8 protein-coding genes are annotated in these 11,309 nt (G+C 76.7%); 3 read left to right on the top strand and 5 right to left on the bottom strand.

Features of this window, described 5'->3' with window-relative positions; all coding sequences use genetic code 11:
- Window positions 1-38: 38 nt before the first annotated feature.
- The 5 genes from ACIQFX_RS17330 to ACIQFX_RS17350 all read right to left on the bottom strand — a co-directional run bounded on the left by ACIQFX_RS17330 (window position 39) and on the right by ACIQFX_RS17350 (window position 8,796).
- Window positions 39-4,736 (bottom strand): hypothetical protein, encoded by a 4,698-nt coding sequence (locus tag ACIQFX_RS17330; RefSeq protein ID WP_402463904.1) that lies wholly within the window; start codon window positions 4,734-4,736, stop codon window positions 39-41.
- Between the two features lie 66 nt (window positions 4,737-4,802).
- Complete coding sequence (locus tag ACIQFX_RS17335; protein ID WP_402463906.1) at window positions 4,803-5,717, bottom strand: hypothetical protein; 915 nt, start codon at window positions 5,715-5,717, stop codon at window positions 4,803-4,805.
- The gene (locus tag ACIQFX_RS17340; protein WP_402463908.1) at window positions 5,714-6,355 is read right to left on the bottom strand and encodes a hypothetical protein; all 642 of its coding nucleotides are present in this window, start codon (window positions 6,353-6,355) and stop codon (window positions 5,714-5,716) included. The genes ACIQFX_RS17335 and ACIQFX_RS17340 overlap by 4 nt, the downstream gene beginning before the upstream one ends.
- Window positions 6,352-7,896, bottom strand: coding sequence for a hypothetical protein (locus ACIQFX_RS17345; protein WP_402463910.1), 1,545 nt, complete (start codon window positions 7,894-7,896; stop codon window positions 6,352-6,354). Before ACIQFX_RS17345 ends, ACIQFX_RS17340 begins: the two co-directional genes overlap by 4 nt.
- Before the next feature lie 177 nt (window positions 7,897-8,073).
- Window positions 8,074-8,796 carry a GntR family transcriptional regulator gene (locus ACIQFX_RS17350; protein ID WP_402463912.1) on the bottom strand — a complete coding sequence of 241 codons (723 nt, stop codon included), beginning with the start codon at window positions 8,794-8,796 and terminating at the stop codon, window positions 8,074-8,076.
- A gap of 168 nt (window positions 8,797-8,964) precedes the next feature.
- Here ACIQFX_RS17350 and ACIQFX_RS17355 point away from each other — a divergent pair, with 168 nt between their 5' ends.
- The 3 genes from ACIQFX_RS17355 to ACIQFX_RS17365 are packed head-to-tail and all read left to right on the top strand — an operon-like array spanning window position 8,965 to window position 11,290.
- Window positions 8,965-9,747, top strand: coding sequence for a LamB/YcsF family protein (locus ACIQFX_RS17355; protein WP_402463914.1), 783 nt, complete (start codon window positions 8,965-8,967; stop codon window positions 9,745-9,747).
- Complete coding sequence (gene pxpB / locus ACIQFX_RS17360) at window positions 9,744-10,430, top strand: 5-oxoprolinase subunit PxpB (protein WP_402463916.1); 687 nt, start codon at window positions 9,744-9,746, stop codon at window positions 10,428-10,430. The genes ACIQFX_RS17355 and pxpB overlap by 4 nt, the downstream gene beginning before the upstream one ends.
- Window positions 10,427-11,290 carry a biotin-dependent carboxyltransferase family protein gene (locus tag ACIQFX_RS17365; RefSeq protein ID WP_402463918.1) on the top strand — a complete coding sequence of 288 codons (864 nt, stop codon included), beginning with the start codon at window positions 10,427-10,429 and terminating at the stop codon, window positions 11,288-11,290. The genes pxpB and ACIQFX_RS17365 overlap by 4 nt, the downstream gene beginning before the upstream one ends.
- The last annotated feature ends 19 nt before the right edge of the window (window positions 11,291-11,309 follow it).

An 11,309-nucleotide genomic window follows, 5' to 3' on the forward strand; every position in this document is an offset into this window, starting at 1 on the left:
CGTTCGTGCGTGCCTCCCGTCGGCCCGTCCGCTTCCCGTCAGGACGAGGGGACCGGGGCGGGGTCGTCGGACTGGTGGCGGCGGAACATCCGGGTCGCGGTGATCTCGCCGTGGACGGCCTCCCCCTCCGCGCCGGGCTGCGGCAGGCCGGGGCGGAGGTGCTCCTCCACGCTGATGTACTTCAGTCCCGCCCGGAGGTCGGCGTCGTTGCGGAGCCGGATGACCAGCGGGAACTCGGCCAGCGCGGTCGTGTCGAACAGGCCGGTCGTGTACAGGAGCTGGACGCCGAGGGCGTCGGACACGGCCCGCTGGAGTTCCAGCAGGTACGTGGCGTTGGCACGGCCGATCGGGTTGTCGAGGAAGAGCGTGCCCGCGTGCCGGTGCTTGTCGCGGCCCCGATCGTTGGAGCGGAGCGCCGCCATCGTGCAGTACAGGGCGATGGCGGCGGTGAGCAGCTGCCCGCCGGAGAAGACGTCACCCATCTGCCCGACGGGCACCCGCTCGGCGCGGAGCACCGCGTCCGGCTTGAGGATCTCGACGGAGACGCCCTTGGGTTCGAGGGCCGCCTGGACGCCCCTCAGCAGCAGGGACATGCCGTCGCGCCGCAGGTCGGAGTTCTTCTTGACGGCGGCGCGGGTGGCCTCGTCGACGACCTCGCCGAGCCGCTCCGCGAGGGTGGCCTGGTCGGGCTCCTCGAAGCGGATCCGCAGGAACTCCTGGCCGGACCACTCTCCGAGGCCCTCGGGGAGCCGGGAGAGCCGCTGGGCGGAGCGGAGGGTCGCGAGGGAGGACTCCACGAGGCCGCGGAGCCGGTCCACGATCGAGTCGCGGTTGCGCTCCAGCTGCTCCAGCTCGTCGGTGAGGACCCGCAGCCGCGGGGCGAACGCCTCGGCCCACTTGGCGGCGTGCTCGGGCAGCGCGGACGCGGGCAGTTCGCGGATCTGCTGGCGGGCCGGGGTGCGGACCTGCTCGTAGCGGGTGGAGTTGGCGTGCCGGACGAGGACGTCGCTCGCCTCGCGGACGGCCGCGTCGGCGGCGGACAGCTCGGCGGTGAGGCCGCGCAGCGAACGGCGCGCCTCGGCCGCCACCGTACGGGCCTCCTCCAGGGTGCCGCGGAACGGCTCGGGCTCCTCCCGCTCCTCGTCCGCGTGGTCGCGGAGCAGGTCCCGCAGGAGGGCGGCGGTCTCGTCGAAGCCGCCCGCCGCGTCCTCGGCGGTCCGGTGGTCCCGGAGCAGGCCGGAGTGGGCGGCGCGGGCCGACTCCAGGGCGATGGTGCGGGAGGCCAGTTCGGCGGTCGCGGTACGGAGCAGGGCCTGCGCCCGCTCGGCGTCGGCGGGGACCAGCTCCTCGGGCAGCTCGGTGTGCGCCTCGCCGTCCTCGGGGGCCAGGCGCTCGGCCTCGCCGCGCAGCCGGCCGAGCTTCTCGCTCGCCTCCGAGGCGCGGGTCTCCAGCATCTGGACCAGGGCCTCGGCGCGCGCGGCCGCGGCCTGGCGGGAGGGGCCGTCGGCGCCGTCGGTGGACTCCAGGAGCTGTTCGGCGCGGGTGCGGACCTTGTTGGTGAGGCGGTCGAGCTCGGCGAGGGCGGCGGACTCGTCGCTCTCGGCGCGGGCCTGCTCGGCGCGCAGGTCGGCGCCGACGCCGACCTTCTCGTACAGCTGGGACGCGGCCCGGTACGCCTCGCGGAGGGTGGGGAGCGCGGTACGGGGCGCGGCCGGGTCCTCCGCGGGGAGGGTGTCGGGGGCGCCGGCGATCTCGGCGCGCTCGGCGCGCAGGGCGCGGGCGGTGCGGTGGGCGTCGTCGGCGGCGCGCTGGGTGGCGCGACGGTCCTCGTCAGCGGCCCTCGCGCGCTCCAGGCAGGTCTGGGCGCGGGCCTCGGACTCGGTGGCGTCGTCGGCGAGTTCACGGAGCTTGGCCTGCCAGGCGGAGCGCTCCCGCAGGCGGAACGCCAGGCCCGCGAGGGCGTCGGCGACCCGGCGGGCGCGCTGCGCGGCCTCCTGGCGCTCGTCCCTGACCTGGGCCGCGTCGGTGGCGGCCTCGTCGGCCTCCGCCCGCGCCGTGCGGGCCTCGTCGAGGGTCGCGGCGGCGGCCTCGGCGGTCTCGCGCGCGGTCGTGGCGACGGCCGCGAGTTCGGCGAGCATGCCGGGCGGGCAGTCGGCGCGCCAGGCGCCGATGCGGGCGGCGAGGGCGCGGTCGCCGGCGAGGCGGGAGGCGAGGGCGCGGATCTCCTCGTCGCGGGCGGCGGCGCGGGCGCGCAGGGCGTGGCGCTCCTCGTCGGCCGCGTGCTCGTCGTGCATGGCCGGGTTCGGCGGGACGAGGAAGACGCCGGTGTCCTCGGCCGACTCCCGCGCGGGCACGGGGGCGAGCAGGGCGGCGGCGGTGCCGACGGCCACGGCGGAGCGGGGCAGCAGGGCGGCGGTGCCGAGGACCTCGCGGGCGCGCCCGTACGAGACGGGGTCGGTGATCACGACGCCGTCGACGAGTTCGGGGCGGGCGGCGAGGACGCGGGCGTGGTCGGCGGGGTCCACGGCCTGGGCGAGGTAGCGCCAGCCGGGGAGGGCGGGGATGCCGTGCTCGCCGAGGAACTCGACGGTGGCGAGGACGTCGGGGCCGGGCGGCAGCAGGCCGCCGTCGCCGAGGGCGCCGAGGATGCGGGAGTCGTCGGCCGCGGCGGTGCGCAGGTCGAAGAGCTGGCGCTCGGCGGAGGTGACGGCCTGGTCGAGCATGGTGCGGAGCTCGTCGGCGTACCGGTCGAACTCGGTGACGGTGAGCGGTCCCTGGGGGGCTCCGTCGTCCGGCGCGGAACCCTCGGCCGGGCCGGACGGGTCGGCGGCTCCGGCCGCGCGCTGGCCCGGGAGCGGCGAACCCCCGGCCGGGCGGGCGGGGAGGTCGCCGGCCGGGAGGCTCAGGAGGTCGGCGAGGCGCTCCTCCGCGGCGAGGGACTCGGCGGCGCGGCGCTCGGCGTCGTAGGCGTTCCCGGCGGCCTCGGCCGCGTCGGCGGCGCGGGCGGCGGCGAGTTCGGCGCGGGATTCGGCGCCGGCGGCCTCGCGGGCCCGGTCGGCCGCCGTGCGGGCGGCCTCGCGGGCCGTGTCCCAGGCGGCGACCGTGGTCTTCTCCGCGTCGCTCGCGGCGAGGGCGGCGCGGGCCGGGTCGGCGTCGGGCGCGGAGTCGTCGAGCCAGCCGGCCCGTACGGCTTCGGCGGTCTCCTGCTCGACCTCGGCGAGCCGCTGGCGGAGGTGGCCGGCCTCGCTGCGGGCCCGCTGGGCCTCGGTGGCGGCGGCGGTGGCGTCGCGGTGGGCGGTCTCGCCGACCTCCTGGAGGGCGGTGGAGCGCTCCTCCTCCTCGGCCGCGCGGCGCTCGCCCTCCTCGGCGGCGGTGGCGAGGGCCCGTACGAGGTCGGCGGCGGCCTTGGCCCGGGCCGCGAGGGCGGGGGCGGCGTCCCGCTCGGCCTCGCGGATGGCGGCGGCCACGCGCGCGGAGCGGTCGCCGGCGGCGCGGTGGCGGAGGACCGCTTCGGCGGCCTGCCAGGCGGAGTGCAGGGTGCGGGCGTCGGTGAGTTCGCGGCGCTGGGAGGCCGCGCCCTTCTCGCCGGCGGTCAGCGCCAGGGAGGCGTGCCGGTAGGCGAGTTCGGCGGCGATGAGGGCGCTGCGACCGCGGGCGGTCTCGGCGTCGTCGACGGCGTGCGCGGCGGAGGTGACCTGCTGGGCCAGCTCGGCCGCGCGGCCGCGCTCCTCCGCGGCGCGGGCGGAGAGCCTGCGGGCGAGGGTGCGGGTGCGCCGCTCGGCGCCCGCGTGGACGTCGCGCGCGTGGGACCGGGTTCCGGCGGCGTCGACGATCCGGCCGAGGAGGTCCACGGAGCCGGCCGTGAAGTCGCGCTCGGCGGTCAGTTCGGCGCGGCGGCCCAGCTTGTTGCCGAAGCCGCCGACGAGGTCGGCGAGGCCGTCGGTGTCGCGGGTGTCGGTGACGGCGCGCAGCAGCAGGTCGGTGAAGTCGGAGTCCTTCTTGACCGCGAAGAGGCCGGCGGCCTCGCCCTCGTCGGCGTTCATCTCGCGCTGGTAGCGGAAGAGTTCGGGGTCGAGTCCGAGGTCGCCGAGGTGCTCGTTCCAGCGGTCGTGGATCTCCTCCCAGACCACCTCCAGGTGCGGGTAGGCCTTGCCGGCCTCGGTGAGGGCGTCGCGGAAGCCCTTCATGGTGCGGCGGCGGCCGGTCGCGCCGGAGGCGCCCTCGACGGGCGGGCGGACCGAGGTCGCCTCGGCGACGGGGAGGTTGTCCAGGCTGAGTCCGGGGCCGGGACGGAACGAGTACCAGGCCTCGGCGAACTTCCTCGGGTCGTTGGAGACCTGGCGGCCGCGCCACTCGCTGGCCTTGCCGACGACGACGAGTTCGCCGGTGAGGGTGTGCTGCCACTCCAGGGCGACGTGTCCGCAGTCGTCGGCGAGGAGGAACTTGCGCAGCACGCCGGAGCTGGCGCCGCCCAGGGTGTTGCGGTGCCCCGGGAGCATGACCGAGAAGATCAGCTTGAGGAGGACGGACTTGCCGCCGCCGTTCTCCAGGAACAGCACGCCCGCGGGGGCCGGGCGGCGCGGCGGGCCGACCGGCTCCTCCTCGAAGAACTCCGCCTGGGTGGGGGCGGGGTGGGGCACGGGTGCGCCGACCCCGCGCAGGTCCAGGACGGTGTCGGCGTAGCGCGCACCGGCGGGGCCGATGGAGTAGAGGCGGACCCGGGACAGCTCGTACATGGCGAGGAACTCTCGTGCTCGTCGTGCTCAGGAAGGTCGGTTGCGCGGGGAGGTCACGCGGGGCGGTCACGCATGGAACGGCAGTCCCGCGTCGGCGGCGAGTTCCAGGTCGTCGCCCTCCGGCGGCGGGAGGAGCGTCGCGGATCCGTCGCTGACGGGGACGACGCCGAGTTCCAGCAGCTCGGCCATGGCGGCCGAGCCGGCCATGTCGCGGACCTGGAGCTGGTAGCGGGCCGTGGTGCGGTAGGAACCGCCGCCCTCGTCGCCGGTGCGCTGCAGGAAGCCGGAGTCGGTGAGGAACGCGGCCGCCTTGCCGACGATGCCGGTGGTGGATCCGGCGAGCCTGCGGGCGTCCTTGGTGGCACCGGTGGCGCTGCGCCGGGCGTAGATCCGCCAGGCCGCCTCCAGGCCGGGCGCGTCGGACGCCGGGTCGGTGTTCTCGCCCTGCTCCTCGGCGCGCTGCTCCAGGCGCAGGCAGGCCTGGCGCACGAAGGCGTCGACGCCGTTGACGGTGAGGCGGCCGATGTACGCGTCGTCGGCGAGGTCCTCCGGGCGGGGGAACGCCATCGCGGCGACGGCGAGGTGGGCCAGGCCGTGCAGGAACCGGTCGGCGGAGTCCGTGGAGGCGCGGCGCGCGTAGTCGCCCATGCGGACGGCGAAGACGGAGTCCTCGCCGGCGGTGACGGCCATCCCCGCGCGCGGGGAGACCTCCAGGACGATGAGGCCGAGGCCGGTGGCGACGGCGTCGGCGAGGCGCGCGAAGCCGGGGTCCTCGCGGTAGCGGCGGAGCAGCTCGGTGTACTCGGCGTCGCGGGCCGGGAGCAGCTTCGGCTGGAGCCCGAAGGAGACGAGCCGGGCCGCGTCGGCGGCGTCCGCGGGGGTGACGGCGGACGCGCTGACGCCCCCGGTGGAGGGGGCCGGGTGCTGCGGGGGCTCCTGCTCGCTCCACGCGTCGGCGTACTCGACGTGGGTTTCGCTCACGGCTGGGGCTCCTCGGTACGGCTCTCGTTCGGTACGGCTTCGGTGCTGGTACCGGTGCCGGTGCCGGGTCGCGGCAGGGGCAGCGGGACGGGGGTGACGGCCGCGGCGGCCGTGGAGGCCGGGCGGTCGGCGGGCGCGGGCGGCTCGTCCGTCAGCCGCACGGCCCGTACGGACGGCAGGTCCCGGCGCCGCGCCTGCGCGGCGCGGGCCGGCATCGGCACGGTGCCGAACCGCGGCCGGGCGCCACCGGCCGTGGCGGGCTCGTCCCCCGCGCCGGACGCCTGCGGGGGCGTGGCCTTGCCGTCGCCGCGCACACCGGTCGGCGGGTGCACGAGCACGGCGCGCAGACGCGGACCGGCGGACGGCTCGGCCGCGCCGGTCCGGTCGGCGTCCGGCTCATGGTCCGGTACCCGGTCCGGCTCATGGTCCGGTACCCGTACGGGGTCGGCGGCCGGCTCCGGTACGACGGCGACGGCGGCCGGCTCCTGATCGGGGGCCGGTGCGACGGCGGGTGTTGGTGCCGCGGCGGGTGCCGGTTCGACGGCGGGTGCCTGTGCGGGTACGGCGGGGAGGGCGGCGGGTACGGCGGGGAGCGTGGTGTCGGGGGCGGGCACGGGGGCCTGCGGGACGAGGGTCACGTGGCCTCCGTGCGGTCGGCGGCCATGCCCGCCGCGTCGAGCAGGGCCGTACCGACGATGAGGTCGGCACCGCCGAACTCGGGGTCGTCGAGGGGGGTGCCGTCGTCGACGGCGAAGAGCAGGCGCTCCTCGCCCTGCCGGTAGGCGGTGCCGACCGGGGGGCTCGCCGCGTGGACGGCGAGGAGGGCGACGAGGTACGGCAGGTCGGGGTCGAGGCGTCGGGCGTCGGCGAGCAGGCCGGAGAGGCGGCGCGGGGCGTCGTGCTCCAGGTCGAGCAGGCGCTGGGCGCTCGCGAGCTGCTCCTCGCTGAAGCGGGAGTCGTCGGGGGTGGCGATGAGGTCGGGCTCGGGCATCTCCGCGCCGAGGTGCTCGCGCTCCACGGGCGGGGTGAGCAGCAGGTCGACGAGATCGCCGAGGCGGACGGAGGCGGGGGTGCGCAGTCCGGTGCCGCGGGCGAAGAAGGCGTCGGTGACCCGGGTGGCCTGCTCGACGGGGAGCGGCAGGACGGGGGCGACGAGCTGCCCGTACAGGTCGAGTCCGGTGTACATGGCCGGGGCGGCGAAGGCCTGCCGGTCCTGCTCGGCCCGGAAGAGGGGGCCTGCCTCCAGGAGCCGCGACTGGAGCTGGGTGTGGCGCCGGATGCAGTCCTTCACTATGTCGACGAGCTCGGCGGCGCGCCGCTTGTGCTCGGCCGTCTTGGCGTCGGAGGTGGCCTCGGCCTCGTCGCGGGCCCGGCGGATGTTGGTGAGGATCGCGTTCTCGTGGCGGTAGCGGTCGGCGACGTGGTCGAGCGCCTCGGCGATCATGTCGGGGACGGTGTTGAGCCAGTCCACCGCGCGGACGTTGCGCCGGGTGGCCTCCAGGGTCTTGCGGAGGACCTCGGCGTACTGCACGGTCCGGTAGCGCGCCTGCTCGGCGGCGAGCTGGGCGTCGGCGAGGCGGCCCCGGTTGATGAGGACCTCCAGCTTCACCTCGGCGGCGATCTGGGCGCTGGTGACGTCGGTGTCGAGGGCGCCGACGAGGACGTTGACCGCTTCGTCGGTGGTGCGGAGGTAGACGCCGCCGCCGTATCCGGGGACCTCTTCGATGAGCTTGAAGTCGTAGTCCCTGCGGACGTAGACCCCGTCGGTCCCGAAGGTGCCGTAGACCGCGCGGAAGCCGCGGTCTACGCTGCCGACGTTGATGAGGTTCTCCAGGACCCAGCGGGCCACGCGCTCGTGTTCGGTGGCGGGGCGGGTGGGGGCCTGGGCCGCGACGCGGGGCAGCAGGCGGGCGACGATCTGCTCGTGGTCGGCGCCGGTGTCGAAGTCCATGTTCAGCGTGATGAGGTCGATCGCGGCGAGGGCCACCTCGGCCATCGCGTAGACCGTGTACTCGCCGGCCAGGTTGGCCTTGCGCGCGTCGAGGTCGTGCAGCGGGGCGGTGCACGCGAGCGCGCGGAGGCGCCGCGCGAGCCCTTCGTCGGCGGCCGGACCCTGCGCGGGCCGCGGCCCCGCGCTGAGCTGGGGCGGAGCAAGGTCCGTCGAGGCAGGCGAAGTCACGGTGGACAGATTAGGTCCTCGAACTGACAACGGTCGAAACGGCGCAGATGAGACCGGGCTCCGGGAGGGCGTGCGACCGGGCCGCGGAAGGCCCCGCCGGCGGGGTGGCACGGGCCTCGCCGCGGGTTCCCGGAGGGCCCGGGGGCCGGACCTCGGTGCTCCCGGGGTGCCCGGAGGTCAGTCGGCGGCCGGACCGGTCGGGGCGTCGACGGCGCGGGCGTACGCGGCCGCGACGCGGGTGCGGGACTCGTCGAGGTAGCGGGCGAGGAGCCGTTCGGCGGTGGTCCGCTCGCCGGCCCGCAGGGCGTCCAGGATCTCGCGGTTCCGTACGAGGTAGGGCTCGTGGAGGGCACGCGGGTCGTCGACCACGTGGAAGGCGAGGCGGAGCTCGGCGAGGACGCCCCGCATCAGCTCGTCGGTACGGGCGCTGCCCGCGAGGGCGACGAGCTCCCGGTGGAAGTGGATGTTGGCCGTGGAGACGCCGTTCCAGTCGTCTGTGCGGGCCGCGGCCTCGCCGTCGGCGACGGCGACGCCGAGGCCGTCGAGGGGGTACGGGGGCTGCCCGAGGCCCCGTACGACGGCGCACTCGACGAGCCTGCGGGTGCGGTAGATGTCGTCCACGTCACCGACGGCGAGGACCCGGACGAAGACGCCCCGGTTGAGTTCGTGGACGAGCAGGCGCTCGTGGGTGAGGAGCCGGAAGGCCTCCCGGAGTGTGTTGCGGGACACACCGAGGGCGCCGCCGATGCCGTCCTCGGAGAGCCGCGCGCCGGGCGGGAAGTAGCCCTCCGCGATCCGCGTCCGCAGGATGTCGGCGACCCGCTGCGCCGTGCTCGTGCGCCCGAGCAGCGCGCGGTCGTCCGCCAGTCCCCCGGCCTCGACGGTCGCGTTCGCGTCCACGGCGTCCCTTCCCTTCCTCGCGTCCGCGGCCGAGTCAACCCCAGATACGGGGAGGCGACAACATGCCTCTTGTTGGATTGTTGAACGATCCTTTATTTTGGCGGCCACCGGACCGCCACCGCACCGCCGTCCGACCTCCACCGGCACGGGAAAGGACACGGGACAGACATGGACTCGTCCTCGATCGACCTCAGGTCCCCGATCGACCTCAACGCCGACCTCGGCGAGGGCTTCGGCCGCTGGACGCTGACCGACGACGAACAGCTCCTGTCCGTCGTCACCAGCGCCAACGTGGCCTGCGGCTTCCACGCCGGGGACGCGGCCACCATGCGGCGGGTGTGCGAACTCGCGGCCGAGCGGGGGGTGCGGATCGGGGCCCAGGTGTCCTACCGGGACCTGGCCGGCTTCGGGCGGCGGTCGATGGACGTGCCGGCCGCGGAACTGGCCGCCGAGGTGGCGTACCAGATCGGCGCCCTGGAGGTGTTCGCGCGGGCCGCGGGGTCGCGCGTCGCGTACGTGAAGCCGCACGGCGCCCTGTACAACCGGGTGGTCCACGACGAGCCGCAGGCGGCGGCGGTCGTCGAGGGCGTGCTCCTCGCGGACCGGACGCTGCCCGTCCTGGGCCTGCCGGGGTCGCGGCTCCACGAGGCCGCCGCGGCGGCGGGGCTGCCGGTCGTGTCCGAGGCGTTCGGCGACCGGGCCTATCGGGCGGACGGGTCCCTGCTGCCCCGCGGGCAGGACGGGGCCGTCGTCACCGACCCCGCCGAGGTGGTGGAGCGATCGGTGTCCATGGCCCGGTTCGGGGTCGTGACGGCGCACTGCGGTGCCTCCGTCGCCGTCCGGGCCCGGTCGCTGTGCCTGCACGGCGACACCCCCGGCGCGGTCGGCCTCGCCCGGCGGGTCCGGGAACGCCTGGAGCGGTCCGGCGTACGGGTGGAGGCCTTCGCGTGACCGGCGCGGGGCCCCGGGTCCTGCGGGTGGGCGAGCGGGCGCTCCTGGTGGAGCTGGGCAGCGGTGAGCGGACGGAGGCGTTCCACGCCGAGCTGCTGCGCCGGCGGGCGGCCGGTGCGCTGCCCGCCGTACGCGAGATCGTGCCGGCCGCGCGGACCGTACTGCTCGACGGGGTCGCGGACCCCGACCGGCTGGCCGCCGAGCTGCCCGGCTGGGAGGTGGGGCCGCTCCACGCGCGCGCGGGCCGGACGGTCGAGGTGCCGGTCCGCTACGACGGGCCGGACCTCGCGGAGGTCGCCGCGCTGTGGGGGGTGTCCGCCGACGAGGCGGTGCGGATCCACACGGCGGCCGAGTTCCGGGTCGCCTTCTGCGGGTTCGCGCCGGGCTTCGGCTATCTGACGGGGCTCGACGAGCGGTACGAGGTGCCGCGGCGGGCCACTCCCCGGACAGCCGTCCCGGCCGGCTCGGTCGCCCTCGCCGGGCCCTACACCGGCGTGTACCCGCGCTCCTCCCCCGGCGGCTGGCAGCTGATCGGCACCACGGACGCCGTGCTCTGGGACGCCTCCCGGGAACCGGCGGCGCTCCTCGCGCCCGGCACCCGGGTCCGGTTCACGGCCGTGGACGCCTCGGCCGCCGGAGTCACGGCCGGGGCCACCGCACGCGTGGCGGAGGGCGGGCGATGAGCGACCGTGCCGTCGCCGTGGTCCGGGCCGGGGCCCTGACCACCGTGCAGGACCTGGGGCGCGCCGGGTACGCGCACCTCGGCGTGCCGCGCTCCGGCGCGCTCGCCCCGACAGCCGTACGGCTCGTCAACCGGCTCGTCGGCAACGCGGAGTCGGCGGCGGTCCTGGAGACCACCGTCGACGGCTGCGCGCTGCGGCCCCGGTGCGCGGTGACCGTCGCGGTCGGCGGCGCCCCGTGCCCGGTACGGGTGGACGGGCGCCCGGCGGCCTGGGGAACCGGGGTCCGGGTGGCGGCCGGTGCCGTCCTGGAGATCGGCGCCGCCGTACGCGGACTGCGCTCGTACGTGGCGTTCGGCGGCGGGATCGGCGCCGAACCGGTCCTCGGCAGCCGCTCCACCGACCTGCTGTCCGGGCTCGGCCCCGAGCCGCTGACGGAGGGGACGGTCCTGCCGCTGGGCGCGGAGACGGCCGTACGGGGGCGGGTCGACGCGCCGCCCTGGCCGGGCCCTCCGGACGAGCTCGTCCTGCGCGTCCGGCTCGGGCCCCGCGACGACTGGTTCACGGCCGCCGCCCTCCGCACCCTCGCCACGCGCGCGTACCGGGTGTCCCCGGCGAGCAACCGGATCGGCCTGCGGCTCGAAGGGCCGGCCCTGGAGCGGGCCGTGCCGGGGGAGCTGGCGAGCGAGGGCATGGTCCTCGGCGCGGTCCAGGTTCCGCCGGACGGACACCCCGTGGTCTTCCTCGCGGACCATCCGACCACCGGCGGCTACCCGGTGGTCGGGGTGGTCCGGGAGGCCGATCTGGAGGCGGCGGCGCAGGCGGTGCCGGGGACGGCCGTGCGGTTCGTGCCGGTGCGGTGAGCGGGGTTTCGTGCCGGTG

It is taken from the genome of Streptomyces sp. NPDC093089, assembly GCF_044754405.1.
GTDB lineage: Bacteria > Actinomycetota > Actinomycetes > Streptomycetales > Streptomycetaceae > Streptomyces.

What these genes read in the sequence shown, in the direction of transcription:
- ACIQFX_RS17355 (WP_402463914.1), top strand. Translation starts at nt 8,965, where the DNA reads ATGGACTCGTCCTCGATCGACCTCAGGTCCCCGATCGACCTCAACGCC.
- ACIQFX_RS17365 (WP_402463918.1), top strand. Translation starts at nt 10,427, where the DNA reads ATGAGCGACCGTGCCGTCGCCGTGGTCCGGGCCGGGGCCCTGACCACC.
- ACIQFX_RS17330 (WP_402463904.1), bottom strand. Translation starts at nt 4,736, where the DNA reads ATGTACGAGCTGTCCCGGGTCCGCCTCTACTCCATCGGCCCCGCCGGT.